Genomic DNA, 18,067 nt, shown 5'->3' with positions numbered 1-18,067 from the left:
GCCGCCGTATGAGCTGCCTATGAGCCACTGCATGAAAGGCGCCATGGACGACGACGAGCGCCAACGGCGCGTGGAGGTGCTGCTGCACGAGCTGCGCACCTCCCTGACGACCATCCGCGGCTGGGCCGAACTGCCGCTCCAGGGGCTCAGCGACGACCCCGAGCTGATGGTGCGCGCCCTGCGGCGGATCCAGGACGAGGCCGACCACATGTACGGGGCGATCCAGCGGGTGTTTCCCCGCTCCGACGACTCCTGGGAACACCCGTCGCACCTGGAGCCGGTGGATCTGCGGGACGTGGCCGACGAGGCGGTCGCGGACCTGGGGGTGCTCGATCCGGAACGGCCCATCACCCGCGAGAACTCCGGCCGGACGGCCCTCGTCGCCGACAACCGGATGTTGCGGCACGCCGTCCGCAACCTGCTGGGCAACGCGCTGCAGCACACCCCCGCCGGCTCCCCGGTGACGGTGGCCGTGCGCGGTCCGGTGCGCGGGCCCGACGGGGAGCCGTGGGTCGAGCTGTCGGTCGGCGACCGGGGGCCGGGCATGGATCCGCGGGCGATCGCCCGGCTGACCACGCCGTACCGCGAGAGCGACGGCGGCGAGCCGGGCGGCGGCCTCGGGCTCACCATCGTGCGGCGGGTGGTCGAACGGCACGGCGGCGAGGTGACCGTGAGCAGCGCACCGGACCGCGGTACGACGGTCACTGTGGCCTTGCCCACAGTCAGCGTTTCGTCAGGCAACTGACCGGGCGGCGTCAGGTGGGGGAGGTTCGCTGGTCATCACGTCCCCGGTGCACACAGGTACACGCTCCGCTCCTGTCGGAATCCCCCACCCGAGGAGAGACATGACCGAGACGCTGGCAGAGAACACGCCCCAGTCGGAAGAGCAGATTCCCGAGTACCCGATGCCGCGCGCGGCCGGATGCCCCTTCGACCCGCCGCCGGCCGCGCAGGCGCTGCACGCCGAACGGCCGGTCGCGAAGGTGCGGATGTGGGACGGCAACACGCCGTGGCTGGTGACCCGGTACGCCGACGCCCGCGCCCTGCTCGCCGATCCGCGCGTCAGCTCCCAGGCCACACTGCCCGGCTTTCCGCACCCGAACGCGGGCTTCCGCGAGAACGCCTCACGGCGGCGGTCCTTCATCGCCATGGACGACCCCGAGCACGCGCGGATCCGCCGCATGGTCACCGCCCCGTTCGCCATCAAGCGGATCGAGGCGATGCGGCCCGCCATCCAGAAGATCACCGACGATCTGATCGACACGATGCTGGCCGGGCCCGAACCGGCCGATCTGGTGCGGTCGCTCGCGCTGCCGCTGCCGTCCCTGGTGATCTGCACGCTCCTCGGGGTGCCGTACGAGGACCACGAGTTCTTCCAGCAGAAGAGCTCGCTCATGATCAACCGGCACTCGTCGGCCGAGGACGTGGTCGCCGCCAACGACGCGCTGACCGACTATCTGGACGAGCTGGTCGGCGCCAAACTCGCCACACCAGCCGACGACATGCTCTCCGAGCTGGCCGCCCGGGTCAGGTCCGGCGAGCTGACCCGGCGCGAGGCCGCCAACATGGGCCTCCTGCTGCTGGTCGCGGGCCATGAGACCACCGCCAACATGATCGCCCTCGGCACGGTCGCCCTGCTGGAGCACCCCGACCAGCTCGCCGTCCTGCGGGAGACCGACGATCCGAAGGTGGTCGCGGGGGCCGTCGAGGAGCTGCTGCGCTACCTGACGATCGTGCACAACGGGCGCAGCCGGGTCGCGCTGGAGGACATCGAGATCGGCGGCGAGACCATCCGCGCCGGGGACGGCATCATCGTCTACACCGGCACCGGCAACCGGGACGCGGAGGTCTTCCCCGACCCCGACCGGCTGGACATCGGCCGGGACGCCCGCCGTCACATGGCGTTCGGCTTCGGCGTCCACCAGTGCCTGGGCCAGCCGCTCGCCCGGGTGGAGCTGCAGGTGGTCTACGGCACGCTCTACCGTCGCATCCCCACCCTGCGGCTGGCGACCGGCGTCGACCAGCTGCCGTTCAAGCACGACGGCCTGGTGTACGGCGTCTACGAGCTGCCCGTCACCTGGTCGTCGTGAACGAAGGAGGAGTCACCATGCGAGTCGAAGTCGATGTTCCCAAGTGTGTCGCGTCCGGCCAGTGCGTGATGATCGCGCCCGATGTGTTCGACCAGCGGGAGGAGGACGGGGTGGTCGTGCTGCTGGACGACCGGCCCGCTGCCGAACTCCACGCCGACGTACGGGAGTCCGCGATGATCTGCCCGGCGGCGGCGATCCGCGTGGTGGAGCAGGAGTGAGGCGCGTCGTCGTGGTCGGCGCCTCCGCCGCCGGGCTCGCGGCGGCGGAGACGCTGCGCCGGGAGGGGTACGACGGCGCCGTCACCCTCGTCGGCGACGAACCGCAGCCGCCGTACGACCGGCCGCCGCTGTCCAAGCAGATCCTCGGCGGGCGGTGGGATGCCGGACGGCTGCCCCTGCGCGGCCGGGACGAGTTGGATGCGCTCGGGCTCGACCTGCGGCTCGGCGTCGCCGCGACCGGGCTCGACCCGGCCGGGCGTACGGTCGCGCTCGCCGATGGGGCCGAGGTGCCGTACGACGGGCTGGTCATCGCCACCGGCGTACGGCCACGGCGACTGCCCGGGGACGAGGGCGCGCATGTGCTGCGCACCCTGGACGACGCGCTGGCGCTGCGGGACCGGCTGGCGGCGGGCACGCGGCTGGTGGTGGTCGGCGCCGGGTTCCTCGGCGCCGAGGCGGCCGCCGTGGCGCGCGGGCTGGGTGCGGAGGTGACCCTGCTGGAACCGGCGCCGGTGCCGCTGGCGCCCGCGGTCGGCGAGGATGTCGGCCGGGTGCTGTCGCGGGCGCACCTCGACCACGGCGTGGACCTGCGCACCGGCGTCACGGTGACGGAGGTGACCGGCGGTGGGGTGCGCCTGGCGGACGGCGGCCGGGTCGCGGCGGACGAGGTGCTGGTCGCCGTCGGTTCCGTACCCAACACCGAGTGGCTGGAGGGCAGCGGCCTCTCCTTGGGCAACGGGCTGGAGTGTGACGAGTTCAGCGCCGCCGCGCCCGGTGTGGCAGCCTCATCCGGTGTCTATGGCGCGGGGGACGTCGCGTGCTGGCACAACCCGCTGTTCGGTACGGCCATGCGGATCGAGCACCGTACGAACGCCACCGAGCAGGGCATGGCGGCGGCCCGCAACCTGCTCGCCCCGGCGCCGGGGGCGCGTCGGCCGTATCAGCCGGTGCCGTACTTCTGGTCGGACCAGTACGGGTTGCGGATCCAGGCGTACGGATATCTGCGCGGCCATGACGAGGTGGCCGTGGTGGAAGGATCCCTGAACGAGGGGGCGTTCCTGGCCGCGTACCGCCGCGGGGACCGGCTGACCGGGGTGCTGGCCGTGGGCGTATCGCCCCGGGTACTGCGTACCTGGCGGCAGTCGATCGCCGCCGGGGCGCGGTGGGCGGACGCGGTGGACCGGGCCACGACGGCGGCGTAATCGCGGGGGGCGGCGGCGGGGGCGGACGGCGGGTCAGACCGCGTCCGGTCCCCGCTCCCCCGTACGTACGCGCACGAAGTCGTCCACCGGGACGGCCCACACCTTGCCGTCGCCGATCCGCCCGGTGCGGGCGGCGGTCACGATGGCGTCCATGACGGCGTCGGCCTCGGCGTCCTCCACGACCACCTCAATGCGCGCCTTGGGCACGTAGTCGATGCGGTACTCGGCGCCGCGGTAGACCTCGGTGTGGCCGCGCTGCCGGCCGAAGCCACTGGCCTCGGTGACGGTGAGGCCCTGCACACCGATCTCCAGCAGCGCCGTCTTCACATCGTCCAGCTTGAACGGCTTGACGATCGCGGTGATCAGCTTCATGGGGTCGGGGTCCTGTCGGGGTGATGCGGCGGGCGATGGGCGGCGTTCTGCGGCACACCGTGGCCCAGAACCCCGTGATCATAGGCGCTCTCGGCGTGGACGGCGAGGTCGAGCCCGGACCGTTCGTCCTCCTCGGCCGCCCGGAAGCCCATGATCCGGTCGATGGCCTTCCCGATGCCGTAGGTCATGACGAACGCGTAAGCGCCCACCGCCAGCACCGCCACGATCTGCTTGCCCAGCTGTCCCGCGCCGCCGCCGGACAACAGCCCGGCCGGGCCGCCGGTCATCACGGAGGTGGCGAACACGCCGATCAGCACGGTGCCGACGATCCCGGCCACCAGGTGGACGCCGACGACGTCGAGCGAATCGTCGTAGCCGAAGCGGAACTTCCAGCTCACCGCGTACGAGCACAGCACCCCGGCCGCGAGCCCGATCAGCAGCGCCCCGGCGACGCCCACGGAACCGCACGACGGGGTGATCGCGACCAGCCCGGCGACCGCGCCGGAGGCGGCGCCGAGGGTGGTGGCGTGGCCGTCGCGGAGCTTCTCGACCACGAGCCAGCCCAGCAGCCCGGTGCAGCCCGCCGCCTGGGTGTTGATGAACGCGGCGGCCGCCATGCCGTTCGCCCCCAGCGCCGACCCGGCGTTGAAGCCGAACCATCCGAACCACAGCAGCCCGGCGCCGAGCAGCACCAGCGGCAGGTTGTGCGGCCGCATGGCCTCCTTCTTGAAGCCGATACGCGGCCCGAGCAGCAGCGCCAGCGCCAGCCCGGAGGCCCCGCAGTTGACCTCCACGACGGTGCCGCCCGCGAAGTCCAGCGCCCCCAGCTTGTCCAGGATCCAGCCCCCCGGCGCGAACACCCAGTGCGCCACCGGAACGTATACGAGCAGCGTCCACACCGCGACGAACGCCACCCACGCCCCGAACCGCGCCCGGTCCGCGATGGCCCCGCTGATCAGCGCGGCCGTGATGATCGCGAAGGTGAGCTGGAAGGTGGCGTGGAGGAACGTCGGAACGCTTCCGGTCAGGTCCGTCGGAGCGATCCCGCGCATCCCCGCGTATTCGAGGCCACCGAGCAGCCCGGCGCCGCCGAGGTCCTTGCCGAAGGCGAGGCTGTAGCCGACGAGCAGCCAGATCACGGTGACGACGGCGATGGCGACGAAGCTCATCATCAGCATGTTCAGCGCGCTCTTGGCCCGCACCATGCCGCCGTAGAACAGGGCGAGTCCGGGCGTCATGAGCAGCACGAGCGCGGTACTGGCCAGCAGCCAGGCGGTGTCGCCGGCATCAAATCCGGTCGGCATGTCGATACGTCACCTTCCCAGTCGGCGTGGCGCGCATCGACGGGTGCTCGATGGCCACCAGGGAAGGTTCACGTCCGGTCGTTACCACTCGCGCACGGACGTGTTTCCTCGATGTTTCGTGTTGCGTCGGCGTTTCGCTTCCTTCACCGCTCGCGGAGATCGCCGAGGGCGAGCCAGCGGGCCCAGCGGTCGTACCCGGCTGGGAGCAGCAGTTTGACGTGGTGTTCGAAGTAGCGGTGTGGGTCGCGGGCGGCGGCCTCCGCGTCGAGTTCAGGCGCGCCTGGCGGCGATCGCCCCCAGCGCGGCATCCACGGCCAGGAACGCGGCCAGCGGAATGCCCAGCAGGGGCAGGTAGTAGCCCACCACGCAGATCCCGACGGCCGGCGGGATCAGGACGTACACCGGCACCTGGCGCCAGGCGCCGCGCGGGAGGGGGCGGCCGAAGGCGCCGGTGCGGCCGCGCTGCCACCACATGCGGTAGCCCCACACGATGAGCAGGATCAAGGAGAGGGCGAGTGCCGCGAGGGCGAGTTGGTTGACGATGCCGAAGAGGATTCCGGTATGGAGGTCGATGCCCCAACGGCTCAGCTTGGCCAGCAGCGGGTAGTCGGCGAACCGCACGGTGTCGGTGACCTCGCCGGTGGCCGGGGCGACGGCGACCGCGTCCTGCTTCTCCGGCCAGCTGCGCTGGATCTGGCTGACCGTGTACGCGGCGCTCGGGCCGGAGGGCGGCACGATCTCCACCGGGTCGTCGAGGCCCTTCGCCTGGGCGGCCCGCAGCACGGTGTTGTAGCCGACGTCGGTGGCGCCGTGTCCGCCGCCCGAATGGCCCATGTCCATCCCCGGCATCGAGCCGTGGCCGGCGTGTTCACCGGTGAGCCCCGAGGACACGGCCGGGGTGGACTGGCCGACCGCGGCGCGCAGGTCGGTGACGTTCGCCCCGGCGTATGTGGACCACGTGAGGCCGGTGGCGGACAGGAAGAACAGCCCCGCCGCCACCCAGACGCCGACGCCGCTGTGCAGGGCGAGGGTGCGGCGGCGGCCGGTGGTGGGGGCAGTGGCCGCGGTGGAGTCGGCGGAGGCTGCGGTCGCGCGGCGGTTACGGCGGCGGGCGAACCAGAGCAGCAGCCCGCCACCGGTGATCACCCACAGCCAGCTGGCGGCGAGTTCGCTGTAGAGGCGGCCGCTCTCGCCGAGGTGCAGATCGCGGTGGAACTCGTCGATCCAGGTGCGCAGCGGCAGGGCGCCGGTGCTGCCGTAACTCTCGAGCGCGCCGCGCACCTTCGCGGTGTACGGGTCGACGAAGACGGCGCGGGTGTGGCCCTCGGCGACCCCCTTCACGCCGGAGAGCAGGACCCGGGTGGTGGCGGTGTCGTCCGGCGACGGGCGCACCGCGCTGATCGTGCCCTGCGGGTACGCCTTGCGGGCGGCGTCGATCTGCAGGGAGAGGGGCAGCTTGGTGTCACCGGCCGGGACGCGTAGCTCGTGGTCGTATACGAACTTCTCGGCCTGGTAGGAGCCCGCGTACAGCAGTCCCGTGGTGGCCGCGATCAGCAGGAACGGGGCGACGAGGACACCGGCGTAGAAGTGCAGCCGCAGCACCAGGGGGCGCAGCACGGACCAGGCCGAGCGGGCAGGGGTGTCCCGGTCGGCCACATCGTCATCGGCGGCGCCGGAGGCGTCGGCGGCCGGGGCGACGTGTTCGTCGGTGGACATGGCGGCCCTCCTGGTTCGGGGGTGGTACGAGGCGTGCTCGTCCAGTAGTCGGGGCGGAGGGGGGTTGAGTTCCGACGTGTTTTGTGGCCTGCGTCATAGGCATCGCGTTTTATCAACTTGGGACGAGTTCACACCGTCATCCGAGGTGGGTGGCACGATGACCGGCATGACACCCGGCCCGGCCCTCCGCACCGCACGTGCCGCGATCTTCGCGGTGGTGTGCGTGGTGATGGCGGCCCTGGGTCACGCGGTGATGTCCGGCGGGATCGTGCCGGGGTGGATGCTGGGTGCGGCGTTTCTCGCCACCGCCTCCGCGGCATGGTGGCTGACGGGGCGACAGCGCGGGGGCGCGGTCGTGACCGGGGCGACGGTGGGGGCGCAGCTCGTGCTGCACCTGCTGTTCCACTTCTCGCAGTCCTCGCGGCTCACGCAGACTCCCATGGCGCACGGCGCGCACGGCAGTGGGGGCGTGAGCGGCGGCTCCGGTACGGACGGCATGGCCGGGATGGCCGACGCGCACATGGCGTCGGCGGCGCACGGCATCACCCCCGGCATGCTGCTGGCCCACGCGCTGGCCGCGCTGGTGTGCGGGCTGTGGCTGTGGTGCGGCGAGGCCGCCGCGTTCCGGCTGGGCCGTACGCTCGCGGCCGCCGTCTTCGTACCGCTGCGCCTGGTCCTGCGGCTGCTGGGCGCGGACGCCCTGCCGCTGCCCGTCCGCCGCCTTCCGGCGCGGCCGGGAGCCGTGCGGGCGCTGCGCACGGCGCTGCTGCACTACGTCGTCGCCCGGAGAGGTCCCCCCGAGGGACTGGTGCGCATCTGACCCGCCTGTCCCGACCGGTGATGGGCGGAAAGCCCATCACTTCCGGAGGACATCAGGCGATGACCCCTGCTCTCATACAGGATCGCCAGGACCGCGATCAGCAGATCACCGCATGGGCGCTGGCCGCCCGCGACGGCGACGCGGACGCGGTCGAGCACTTCATCCGCGCCACCCATCTCGACGTCTGGCGCTTCGTCGTCCACTTGAGCGGCGATGTGCACGGCGCCGACGACCTGACCCAGGAGACCTATCTGCGGGCGCTGGCCGGGCTGCCCCGGTTCGCCGGGCGCTCCTGCGCACGCACCTGGCTGCTGTCGATCGCCCGTCGTGCGGTCGCCGACCGCTACCGCGCCGCGGCCGCCCGCCCCCGTATCGCCGACACGACCGACTGGCGGGCGGTCGCCGAACGGGCGCAGCCCGTCGGGCTGCCCGGCTTCGAGGAGGGGGTGGCGCTGCTCGAACTGCTGGCGACGCTGGACGCCCCGCGCCGCGAGGCGTTCATCCTCACCCAGCTCCTGGGCCTCCCCTACGCCGACGCCGCCTCGGCCACGGGCTGCCCGGTGGGGACCGTACGGTCCCGGGTGTCCCGCGCCCGCGAGCACATGACCGCGCTGCTGCGGACAGCTGACCGATAGCAGCTGACCCGTATCGACTGACCGGTAACAGCTAGTCAGTATCAGCTAGTCGATATCAGCTGACCGATAACAGCTAGCCGCTGACACATTTCACTATCTGTCATCCGTTTTGAGGAGTCTCACCGATGTCAACCATGCGTACGATGCGCCGTCTCGGTGGCGTGAGCGCCGCCGCGATCGCCGCGACGATCGCCTTCGCCGGCCCCGCGTCCGCCCATGCGGAAGTCACGGCCTCCAACGCCCGGGCGCTGGCCAAGGACGTCGTCCTCACCTTCACGGGCGAGGCCGAGTCGGAGTCCGGCGGCTTCACCGAGGTGCGCGTGGTGCTGCCCGACGGCATCGCGCCGGGGGACGTCTCGCTGGACGAGGCGCCCAAAGGCTGGAAGATGAAGCCCACCAAGGACGGCTACACCATCAGCGGGCCGAAGCTGGCCGTGGGGACGAACGCCGTCCACAAGGTCAAGGTGCGGCAGTTGCCCGACGCGAAGGCGCTGGCCTTCAAGACCATCGAGACCTACAGCGACGGCAAGGTCTCGCGGTGGATCGAACTGCCCGGCGACGGCCCGGAGCCGGAGGAGCCCGCGCCGGTCCTCGAACTGAAGGCGGCGGTCGCCGGATCCAAGCCGTCGGAGTCCTCGCCCCCTCCGTCGAAGGACGCCGACCGGACGTCCGACGAGGCATCGGACAAGGCGTCCGGCGAGAGCGGCAAGACTGAGCAGAAGGCGGACGAGGACAAGAACGGCAACGCGGGCGCCGCGACCGCGATAGGCATCAGCGTCGGTGTCCTGGTCGTCGCGGGCGCGGGCCTGTGGGTGTTCAAACAGCGCCGCCAGAGCTGACGGAGCAGCAGCCCCCGGGGTGACTCGGGGGCTACCTGGTGCCGGGATCGGTGCCCGAGGAGTGCGGGCCCCTGGGACAGGGCCTAGCAACCGGGGTTCGTCAGCCGCTTGTAGAAGAAGCTGCAGTCCTCCAGGGAGCCGCCCGGGTCGGCGGCGTAGTCGGGGACGATGCCGTAGCGGGTCCAGCCCTCGGCGAGGTAGACGCGTTCGGCCGGACTGCCGGTGACGGTGTCCAGCATCAGGAGCGTGACGCCGGCGGCTCGGGCGGCCGCCTCCGCGGTGGCCAGCAGCGCCCGGGCCACACCCCGGCCGCGGGCGGCGCGGTGGACGGCCAGCTTGAGGACCTCGGCGCGGTGACGGCCGTTGGGCTTGTGGGGCATGGCCAGGCTGACGGTGCCGACGATGCCGCCCCCGCTCTGCGGGTCGCGGCAGACCCAGACGAGCAGACTGCCGTCGGCCACCGCGGGCGCCTGGGCGTGCCACCACGCGGCGGCGTCGCCGTGGCCGAAGGGGGCGAGGAAGCCCATGGAGGAGCTGTCGTCGACGGCGTCGGCCAGGACCTCGGCGAGGCCCTTGACGCTGTCGGGGAACGTCTCGGCGGACAGGAGGTCTATCGGCGGCATGGCGGGCTTCCTCTCCCGGAACCGGCGTGCGTCCGGCGCGACGTCGTGACTGACCGCCGCATCATCGCAGGCCGGCCGCGCCCGAACGCGAAGAAGGCCGCCACCCGGAGCGAGGTCCGGGTGGCGGCCGGGAGGGGAGGCGGAGGGCTCAGACGGCGAGCAGCCGCTCCAGAACGTTGCGGTAGCCGCGCATGGCCAGGCGCAGCTCCTCCGTCTCCGCGGTGCCCGCGGCGCCTTCGTGCCAGGCGGCGCGGAGGGTGCGGCGGCGTTCGGCGAGGAGATCGACCAGCCGGGCCGACATCTCTTCGAGGAGGGCGTCCGCCTCTTCCACCGAGCCGCGCGGGGCGTCCACGAAGCTGCTGACCGCGTACCGCAGACGCTGGTTCAGCTTGTCGTGCTCGCTCGTCGGCAGGACGGGGAAGCTGGGGCCGTCCGGGGTGGTCGTCCGATCCGTGACGTCGCCCATCGGCACGGCGCCGGGGGGCGGCACTTCGTGCTTCTCCAGGCCGTGCCGGCGGTGGCCGTTGTTGTGCTCGGGGCCGTGGTCCGCGCCGTAGTCCGCCTCCAGGCCGCCGCTCCACTCCGGTCCGCGGTTCGTTTCCAGTCCGCGGTTCGCGTCCGGTCCGCGGTTCGCTTCCACGCCGCGGTTCGCGTCCAGACCGCGTTTCCGCTCCGGGCCGTGGTCCGTCATCATGCACCGGCCTTCCCGATGTGCCAGGCATGGGTCTTCCTGCCACCCCTGCCGGCGTGCCCATGGTGCCCGTGATGCCCCTGGTGCCCGTCGGGCGCGTGGTGGGGCGGTTTCACCAGCTCCTCGAAGAAGGGCCGGGCGTGCACCACGGCCTCGCGCAGCTCCTCGGTGTCGGCCCGGCCCTCACGGGCGCGGGCGGCCGCGACGTGGAGCTGCCGGTAGCCCTGCACAGAGTCCGCGTGATGCACGGACAGGGCCGCGACCTGCTCCTCGTACCGGTCGGACGGATAGCCCCGGTCCCGCGCGAGGCGGGCGAGCAGTTGGTCCGCCCCGGCCACCGCGTACTCCGGCGACTCGATGAACTGCTCCTGGGTGCCCACCCATTCGGCCAGATAGCGCTCGCGCAGCTCCCCGGAGAGGGGCTCGGTCTTGAGGTCTCCGTACAGCTGCAGCCGCTCGTCGAGTTCGCGCTCCGCCGCCCTGATGTCGCCCGCGTGCTCGGCGACGTTCAGGTCGTACTCGGGTCCGAAGTGGCGTCGCAGAGCATTCTTCCCGCCGCCCCCACGCGCACGTACGACGATGCCCGCGGCGAGCACGGCCACGACGAGGACCGCAGCGACAACCACAATGATGATCGCGCCAGTTGACATGGTCTGCTTCTGCCTTCCCGCAGGTGCCCCCCTGTTCGGGGGCTCTACGGCGCCGGGTAGCCCGCTCCCCCGCGCTCAAACTGCGTCAAATCCGGATGCGGCCGACGACGGGCGGGTGTCAGGATGCCGCTCATGCCCGTGAGCCCGTCCCCCTGGACCGTCGTCGCACATCCCGTCACCGACCCGGTCGCGGCCACGCTGTTGCGCGAGTACATGACCGACGTGGCCGACCGCTACTACCGGCTCCACGAGGGGCGCGACGCGACGTCCGAGGAGGTCGAGCGGGCGCTGCGGGAGATGCCCAGCGACGACCTGGCCCCGCCGGACGGGGTGCTGCTGGTGGCCCGGCACGGCGGCGACGTGGCCGGCTGCGCGGGGCTGCGGCGGCGGGGCGTGCGCGCCGACCGCACCGCCGAGCTGAAGCGGGTGTTCCTGCGCCCCGGCAAGCGCGGGCTCGGCGGGGGCGCCGCGCTGCTCGCCGCCGTCGATACGGCCGCGGCCGGGCTGGGCGCGTCACGGATCGTGCTGGACACCCGGCGCGACCTGGTCGAGGCGCGGGCGCTGTACGCACGCCACGGCTACCGGAACGTACCGGCGTTCAGCGAGGGGCCGTACGCCGAGGTGTGGATGGCCAAGGACCTCGTATGACCCACCCGGACCGGCACGGCTCACCGGGGCGGCTCCCGGCGCCAGGGGCGCTCGGCGTCGGAACCGCACATCTCCCGCGTCAGCTCGTCCACCAGCTCGACCAGATCCGTCGGCCGGTCCGGTGACCACCAGTCGCCCAGCAGCTCGGCCAGCGACGCCTCGCGCGCCCGGAAGAGGCGGTCCGCGACCTCCCGGCCCTTGGGGGTCAGGGTCAGGTCGAGCCCGTACCGCGTGCCGAGCCCGCGTTCCTCGATCTGGCGCGCCGCGCCGGTGATGGCCCGCAGCGGTACGGGGGTGCGTGTGGCCAGGACGGCGGGCTCGACCGAGCCGTAGTGGCGGATGCGCAGCAGCATCCAGCTTGCGGCCGGGAGCAGATCGAGCCCGGCCCGCCGGGTGATGTCGACGTAGATCTTCCGGCGGCCCTCGCGGCAGCCCAGCAGCGACAGGGCCCGCGCGCATTCGTCGTACGAGGAGCGTTCGACGGGGTTGCTGGCCAGCACCTCGCTGGCCTCGGGCGCGGTGACGCTGCCGCGCAGCGGCTCCTCCCGCAGGAACCAGGCGAGGACGAAGGCGAGCAGCACGACCGGGACCGCGTAGAGGAACACGTCGGTGATGGAGAGGGCGTACGCGTGCACCACCCCGGCCCGGTCGCCCGGTGGCAGCCGCCCGAGGACGCGGTGGTCGGCGGCGAGCCCGGCGGGGGTGACGCCCGGCGGCAGGGGCCGTCCGGCGAGCGCGTCGGCGATCTTGGGGGTGAGGTTGCCCGCGAAGATCGAGCCGAAGACGGAGACGCCGAAGGAGGCGCCGATGGAGCGGAAGAAGGTCGCGCCGGAGGTGGCGACGCCCAGGTCCTGGTAGCTCACCGAGTTCTGCACGATCAGCACCAGCACCTGGATGACCAGTCCGAGTCCGCAGCCGAAGACGAAGAAGTAGGCGCTGGTCTCGACGACCCCGCTGGTCTCGCGCAGCTGGTGCAGGAGCAGCAGCCCGATACCGGTCACGGCGGTGCCCAGGATCGGGAAGACCTTGTAGCGGCCGGTGCGGCTCACCAGTTCGCCGGAGACGGTGGAGCACAGCAGCATGCCGAGGACCATCGGCAGCATGTGCACGCCGGAGAGGGTCGGCGAGACGCCCTGGACGACCTGGAGGAAGGTCGGCAGGTAGATCATGCTGCCGAACATCGCGAAGCCGACGACGAAGCCGATGACCGCGCAGAGCGTGAAGGTGCGGCTGTGGAAGAGCTTCAGCGGCAGCACCGGTTCGGCGGCCCGCCGCTCCACCCGTACGAAGGCGATCAGCAGGACGGCGCCGAGCGCCGCGAGCCCGAGGATCTGCCAGGATCCCCAGCCGAAGCTGACGCCGCCGAGCGAGGCCATCAGCACCAGGGTGGCGGCCACCCCGGCGATGAGGCCGGTGCCGAGGTAGTCGATGGTGTGCGGGGTGCGGCTGACCGGGATGTGCAGGACGGAGGCGATGACGAGGAGCGCGACGACGCCGACGGGCAGGTTGACGTAGAACACCCAGCGCCAGCTGAGCTGGTCGACCAGGAGCCCGCCGAGCAGCGGCCCCAGCACGCTGGTGGTGCTGAAGACGGCGCCGAAGAGGCCCTGGTAGCGGCCGCGTTCACGGGGCGGGACGATATCGCCGACGATGGCCATCGACAGCACGATCAACCCGCCGCCGCCCAGCCCCTGCAGCCCTCGGAACGCGATCAGCTGGCCCATGTTCTGGGCGAGCCCGCACAGCGCCGAGCCGGCCAGGAAGAGGACGATCGCGGCCTGGAAGAGCTTCTTGCGCCCGTACTGGTCGCCGAGCTTGCCCCACAGCGGGGTGGCGGCGGTGGAGGCGAGCAGATACGCGGTCACCACCCAGGACAGGTGGTCAAGGCCGCCGAGGTCGCTGACGATGGTCGGCAGCGCGGTGGAGACGATGGTCTGGTCGAGCGCCGCGAGCAGCATTCCGAGCAGCAGCGCGCCGATGGCCACCAGGACCGTGCGCTTCGGCCGCCCCTCCTCGGGGCCCGCGACCACGGGGTCCGGAACCGGAGTGGGGCGGCCGGCGTCCTGCGCCATGACGACTCCTCGGACTCCTCGGCTGCTCGCCCTCCCATCCTCTCCCCAAGACACCCTTTATGCCCTGTTACGGTCGTCCGGGCCGGTTCGTCCCGTGACGTACACGGCATCCCTCCTGACGGCGAACGCATGCGCGGAAGGCGATCAGATGCGCATAATCGCTGCGTATTACAGGGAGGGAAGATTTCGTGACGGCAGATTCCTGCCCGCACTGCTACGCGCCGATCCGCGCGAACGGCCGGGCCAGCTGTGCGTGCGCCGAGCGCGCTACGGACGCGGGCCCGGCGACCGGCCCCGCGACCGGCGGTACCAGTGCGCAGACAACCGATGACCACACGACCGACGGACGGACGGGCGCCGTCCGTCCGTATCTCAGGCTCTCCGGCGACGTCGACAGCGAGGGTGAGGGCGAGGGCGGGACCGGCTCCCGTCCGCGCGACGTCGGGCGGTTCTTCCGCAAGGGGCAACCCGGAGCGGAGCCCGGACCGCGGCGCGGCCAGCGCCGCCAGGAGCGCCGTCAGGAGCGCCGCCAGGAGTCCGGACGGCAGTCCGCACCGCAGCCCGCGCCGCGGCCCGCACCGGGGACCGGCGGGAACGGGGACGCCGACGACGAGACCCAGGTGATCGACCGCATCGCCCCCATCACCCCGGTCGACCGCATCACCCCCGGCGGGCCCGTCGACCGCACCCGGGTGATCGACCGCATCACCGCGGCGGGCCACCGCGACAGCGCCGCCGGGGGAGAAGGCGGCCTCCGGGGCTCGGGGCACGAGGGCGGGACCGGCGGCGGACCGGACAGCGAGACCGTCAGCAGCGACGACGGCGGCGGCCGTCGCCGCAAGAGCCGCCGCAAGCCCGTCGCCACGGTGGTCGCGGGGGCCGCCGCGGTGGTCGTGGCCGGCACGCTGGCCTTCGCCACCGGCCTGCTGGGCGGAAGCAAGGACAGCGGCAGGAGCAGCGACAGCGCGCTCACCGAGACGCAGACCAGCGCCCCGGACGAACCGCCCACCGAGGACGACGGCGCCACCCCGACCCACCGCTCCTCGCCGAGCAAGAAGCAGAAGCCCTCGCAGTCCCCCGCGAAGCCGCCGAGCACGAGCCGGGACCAGGACCGTGCGGCACCTCCGGCGCCCCGTACGCCCGCGGCGCCGCCCACGACCACCCGCCCGGCCACCCCGTCGAAGCCGGACACGCCCAGCCCGCCGGAGAAGACGCAGGCGCCGACCAGGCCGCCGTCCAGCGAGCCCCCGAAGACCCCCGACCCCACCGGCCCGCCGGTGCTGCGCGAGGGCGACAGCGGAGCCGAGGTCATCGAGCTGCAGAAGCGGCTGACCCAGCTGCTGCTGTTCATCGGCGCCGCGGACGGCGAGTACGACGACGCGGTGAAGGACGCGGTCGCCGCGTACCAGGACCGGTTCGACATCAAGGGGGACCCGGCAGGGGTCTACGGCGAGAACACCCGCCGCGACCTCGAATCCCGGACCGACGAGCCGTAGGAGCCAGGGGCCGGGACCGAAAGACATCCCCGGCCCCTGGCGTACGGGCGGACCGCTTTGTATCGTGGAGGAACAAAGTGGTTCCGCCCGTTTTCCCTGACCGGCGGGCGGAGCCACTTGGTGTCTCTTTCGGCCTGCCCGTCTCCTGCCGCGCCCTGGAGTCCCCCATGCCGCTCACTGCCCGCGCCGTGCTGCTCGACATGGACGGCACGCTGGTGAACTCGGACGCCGTGGTCGAGCGCTACTGGCGGATCTGGGCCGTCGAGCAGGGGCTGGACCCCGACGACGTGCTCCGGGTGGTCCACGGTCGCCAGGCGCACGCCACCATGGCGGCGCTGCTGCCGGACCGGCCGGTGGAGCGGAACCTGGCCGACAACCAGTGGATGCTCGAACGGGAGACCACCGACCTGGACGGCGTCGTGCCGATCCCCGGCGCGCCCGCCTTCATGGCCGCGCTCGCCGGTCTGCCACACGCCCTCGTCACCTCCGCCGACGACGGCCTGGCCCGGGCCAGGATGGGGGCGGCCGGACTGCCGCTGCCCGCCGTTCTGGTCACGGCGGAGCGGGTCGGGGCGAGCAAGCCGGACCCGGAGGGCTTCCTGAAGGGCGCCGCCGAACTGGGCTTCGCGCCGCGGGACTGCGTGGTCTTCGAGGACTCGGAGGTCGGCATCGCGGCGGGCCGGGCGGCCGGGATGCGCGTGGTCGGCGTCGGGCCGCGGGCCGCGGGCCACGCGCCGGACGCCCACGTACGGGATCTGGCGCGGGTGCGGGTCGAGGCGCTGCCCGGCGAGGGCGGCCTGCGGCTGCACCTCGCGGACTAGGTCCTGTCCGGCGGATCTTCGTGCCTGTGACATCAGCGGCTGCCGCCGCGGGGCCGCGGCGTCTGGTGGGGGGCACCTCCCAGCGGTAGCTGGGGGCGCATCGCAAGGCGGAGGATCGTCCTCGTACTGGGCGTACTCGGACGACTCCGACAACGCAGCGAGGTGCGGCCCGCCGCGGCAGCGGCTGGTGTCACAGCGGCGTCGCGGCCCCGCGAAGATCCGCCGGACAGGGCCTAAGCGCCTCCCCCTCACCGACCTACGCCGACACCGCCTCGTACAGGCTGAAGCCGCCCAGCGCCAGCATCACCAGCGCCGCGACCTTCGTGATCAGCCGCAGCGGTACGTACTTCATCAGGGTGCGGCCGCCCAGGATGCCCAGACCCGCGACCGCCCACAGGGCCAGCACCGCGCCGACGCCGACCGACAGCGGATCGTCGTAGCGGGCGGCGAGGTTGGCGGTCATGATCTGGGTGAGATCGCCGAACTCGGCGACCAGGATGAGCATGAAGCCCGCCCCGGAGACCTTCCAGAAGGACTGGTCGGCGGGCTTGCTGATCTCCTCCTCGCCGTCGTCCTTCTTCAGCAGCAGCATCGCCGCGCCGCCGAGGAAGAGCAGGCCGACGATCGTCTGGAGCAGGCGGTGCGGCAGCAGTCCGAGCACGCTGCCCGCCGCGATGGCGAGCCCGACGTGGACGGCGAAGGCGGCGGCGACGCCCGCGAAGACGTAGGAGGCGCGGTAGCGGGTGCCGAGCATCAGCCCGGCCAGGGCGGTCTTGTCGGGCAGCTCGGCGAGGAAGACGACGCCGAAGACCACGGCGGCGACGGTGAAGCTGAACACGGGCTGGATACCTCTTGGGGTTCGGGCCGCACCGAGGGGCCCTGGGAAAGGGGTCGCTTCGGCACGGCAGCGTCGGACACTGCGGCCGAAGGTCTCGCTGGCGTACGGAACCGCACACCTGCGGTCTCATACGCTCCGGGCGCCGGCCCGCACCACGAGGGGCGGGCAGTATGTCGACGGTCCGGCGAGGAGCTACTCCCCTTCTGCTGCCGACCAGCCTACGGGACGCCCCCGGTGCAGCCGCCCGCGGGCCACCAGCTCCAGCACCACCACGACCGCCACGGCCTGCACCGCCATCAGCGCGACCAGCACGAACAGCTGGACCGCGCCCGCGAGTACGGGCGAGGCGCCGCCCAGCAGCATGCCGACGAAGGCGCCGGGAAGTGTGACGAGGCCCACGGTCCGGGTCTGGTCGAGCCCCGGCAGCAGCGCGTCCGAGGCCGCCGGGCGGGCGATCTCCAGCCGGGCGTCCCGCTCCGGCAGCCCGAGCGCGAACCCCGCCTCCACCTCGCCGTGGCGCGCGGTCAGCTCGTCCAGCGCGCGCCGCCCGCCGAGCACGGTCGCGGTGAGGGCGCCGCCGATGAGGATGCCGGTGATGGGGATCAGCGCGATGCCCTTGAGCGGTACGAGCCCGGTCAGCAGCAGCGCCGTGACCACCGGCGCCACTCCGGCCGCGATCGGCACCGCCGCCCACCACCAGGTGCGGTTGGAGGTGACGCGGCGGCCCGCGGTGCGTACGGCGACGGCGTACATCAGGGCGATGAAGGCCAGCAGGAGCGGTACGGCCCGGACGACCCAATGGATCAGATAGGACACGGCGGCGAGTTGGACGGTCGCGCGCAGCCCGGCCAGTGCCATGGCGCGGGCATACCTGCGGCCGTCCCGGTCCGCGAGGTGGGCGCGAGCGGCGACGGTCACGGCGGCCAGCAGCAGAGCGGCCAGGACAACCCCGAGCGTGGCGTTGACCGGCAGCAGTGCCGCGGCCGCGAGGGGTGGAGCGGCGGGCACACGGCCACTGTACGGCGGGCTACG

19 protein-coding genes are annotated in these 18,067 nt (G+C 72.7%); 10 read left to right on the top strand and 9 right to left on the bottom strand.

The genetic code is table 11. From position 1 onward, the window contains the following. Positions 1-31: 31 nt before the first annotated feature. The 4 genes from ACH4SI_RS34095 (at position 32) to ACH4SI_RS34080 (ending at position 3,510) form a co-directional block, all read left to right on the top strand. Entirely contained in the window at positions 32-745 is a 714-nt protein-coding gene (locus ACH4SI_RS34095) for a sensor histidine kinase (RefSeq protein WP_398302643.1), read from the top strand. 100 nt (positions 746-845) lie between these two features. Beyond that, positions 846-2,090, top strand: a complete 1,245-nt coding sequence (locus tag ACH4SI_RS34090; protein ID WP_398302641.1) for a cytochrome P450 — start codon at positions 846-848, stop codon at positions 2,088-2,090. 17 nt (positions 2,091-2,107) lie between these two features. Continuing rightward, positions 2,108-2,308: a ferredoxin gene (locus ACH4SI_RS34085; protein ID WP_398302639.1), complete on the top strand. Its 201-nt coding sequence runs from the start codon at positions 2,108-2,110 to the stop codon at positions 2,306-2,308. Next, positions 2,305-3,510: an NAD(P)/FAD-dependent oxidoreductase gene (locus tag ACH4SI_RS34080; RefSeq protein WP_398302637.1), complete on the top strand. Its 1,206-nt coding sequence runs from the start codon at positions 2,305-2,307 to the stop codon at positions 3,508-3,510. Before ACH4SI_RS34085 ends, ACH4SI_RS34080 begins: the two co-directional genes overlap by 4 nt. 33 nt (positions 3,511-3,543) lie before the next feature. Here the strand turns inward: ACH4SI_RS34080 and ACH4SI_RS34075 are convergent, their stop codons facing one another. The 3 genes from ACH4SI_RS34075 to ACH4SI_RS34065 form a co-directional block, all read right to left on the bottom strand. Next, positions 3,544-3,882 carry a P-II family nitrogen regulator gene (locus tag ACH4SI_RS34075; protein ID WP_358619393.1) on the bottom strand — a complete coding sequence of 113 codons (339 nt, stop codon included), beginning with the start codon at positions 3,880-3,882 and terminating at the stop codon, positions 3,544-3,546. Further along, complete coding sequence (locus tag ACH4SI_RS34070) at positions 3,879-5,186, bottom strand: ammonium transporter (RefSeq protein WP_398302635.1); 1,308 nt, start codon at positions 5,184-5,186, stop codon at positions 3,879-3,881. Before ACH4SI_RS34070 ends, ACH4SI_RS34075 begins: the two co-directional genes overlap by 4 nt. A gap of 270 nt (positions 5,187-5,456) precedes the next feature. After that, positions 5,457-6,902, bottom strand: coding sequence for a PepSY-associated TM helix domain-containing protein (locus ACH4SI_RS34065; RefSeq protein ID WP_398302633.1), 1,446 nt, complete (start codon positions 6,900-6,902; stop codon positions 5,457-5,459). Between the two features lie 157 nt (positions 6,903-7,059). On the opposite strand from ACH4SI_RS34065, the gene ACH4SI_RS34060 reads away from it, so the two are divergent. The 3 genes from ACH4SI_RS34060 (at position 7,060) to ACH4SI_RS34050 (ending at position 9,196) form a co-directional block, all read left to right on the top strand. Then, positions 7,060-7,722, top strand: coding sequence for a hypothetical protein (locus ACH4SI_RS34060; RefSeq protein ID WP_398302631.1), 663 nt, complete (start codon positions 7,060-7,062; stop codon positions 7,720-7,722). 59 nt (positions 7,723-7,781) lie between these two features. Then, positions 7,782-8,357: a sigma-70 family RNA polymerase sigma factor gene (locus ACH4SI_RS34055; protein ID WP_398302629.1), complete on the top strand. Its 576-nt coding sequence runs from the start codon at positions 7,782-7,784 to the stop codon at positions 8,355-8,357. 125 nt (positions 8,358-8,482) lie between these two features. Continuing rightward, positions 8,483-9,196, top strand: a complete 714-nt coding sequence (locus ACH4SI_RS34050) for a DUF1775 domain-containing protein (protein WP_398302627.1) — start codon at positions 8,483-8,485, stop codon at positions 9,194-9,196. Between the two features lie 83 nt (positions 9,197-9,279). Here the strand turns inward: ACH4SI_RS34050 and ACH4SI_RS34045 are convergent, their stop codons facing one another. The 3 genes from ACH4SI_RS34045 to ACH4SI_RS34035 all read right to left on the bottom strand — a co-directional run bounded on the left by ACH4SI_RS34045 (position 9,280) and on the right by ACH4SI_RS34035 (position 11,160). Continuing rightward, entirely contained in the window at positions 9,280-9,819 is a 540-nt protein-coding gene (locus ACH4SI_RS34045; protein ID WP_398302625.1) for a GNAT family N-acetyltransferase, read from the bottom strand. Positions 9,820-9,967: 148 nt separating this feature from the next. After that, a complete protein-coding gene (locus tag ACH4SI_RS34040; protein ID WP_398302623.1) occupies positions 9,968-10,513 on the bottom strand; it encodes a hypothetical protein in 546 nt (181 codons plus the stop codon). Then, positions 10,510-11,160 (bottom strand): hypothetical protein, encoded by a 651-nt coding sequence (locus ACH4SI_RS34035; protein ID WP_398302621.1) that lies wholly within the window; start codon positions 11,158-11,160, stop codon positions 10,510-10,512. Before ACH4SI_RS34035 ends, ACH4SI_RS34040 begins: the two co-directional genes overlap by 4 nt. A gap of 132 nt (positions 11,161-11,292) precedes the next feature. Here ACH4SI_RS34035 and ACH4SI_RS34030 point away from each other — a divergent pair, with 132 nt between their 5' ends. Further along, positions 11,293-11,808 (top strand): GNAT family N-acetyltransferase, encoded by a 516-nt coding sequence (locus ACH4SI_RS34030; RefSeq protein ID WP_398302619.1) that lies wholly within the window; start codon positions 11,293-11,295, stop codon positions 11,806-11,808. 20 nt (positions 11,809-11,828) lie between these two features. Here the strand turns inward: ACH4SI_RS34030 and ACH4SI_RS34025 are convergent, their stop codons facing one another. Continuing rightward, entirely contained in the window at positions 11,829-13,880 is a 2,052-nt protein-coding gene (locus ACH4SI_RS34025) for a DHA2 family efflux MFS transporter permease subunit (RefSeq protein ID WP_398302617.1), read from the bottom strand. Positions 13,881-14,068: 188 nt separating this feature from the next. Here ACH4SI_RS34025 and ACH4SI_RS34020 point away from each other — a divergent pair, with 188 nt between their 5' ends. Next, a complete protein-coding gene (locus ACH4SI_RS34020; protein ID WP_398302615.1) occupies positions 14,069-15,376 on the top strand; it encodes a peptidoglycan-binding protein in 1,308 nt (435 codons plus the stop codon). 167 nt (positions 15,377-15,543) lie between these two features. After that, positions 15,544-16,197: an HAD-IA family hydrolase gene (locus ACH4SI_RS34015; protein ID WP_398302613.1), complete on the top strand. Its 654-nt coding sequence runs from the start codon at positions 15,544-15,546 to the stop codon at positions 16,195-16,197. A 256-nt stretch (positions 16,198-16,453) separates the two neighbouring features. On the opposite strand, the gene ACH4SI_RS34010 is transcribed toward ACH4SI_RS34015, so the two are convergent. Together ACH4SI_RS34010 and ACH4SI_RS34005 are read right to left on the bottom strand one after the other, a co-directional pair. Next, positions 16,454-17,035, bottom strand: coding sequence for a TMEM165/GDT1 family protein (locus tag ACH4SI_RS34010; RefSeq protein WP_398302611.1), 582 nt, complete (start codon positions 17,033-17,035; stop codon positions 16,454-16,456). Between the two features lie 192 nt (positions 17,036-17,227). After that, positions 17,228-18,043, bottom strand: coding sequence for an ABC transporter permease (locus tag ACH4SI_RS34005; protein WP_398302609.1), 816 nt, complete (start codon positions 18,041-18,043; stop codon positions 17,228-17,230). Positions 18,044-18,067: the final 24 nt, after the last annotated feature.

Source organism: Streptomyces sp. NPDC021212 (assembly GCF_044332925.1).
Taxonomy (GTDB): domain Bacteria; phylum Actinomycetota; class Actinomycetes; order Streptomycetales; family Streptomycetaceae; genus Streptomyces.
This window is presented reverse-complemented; position numbering and strand designations above follow the sequence as displayed.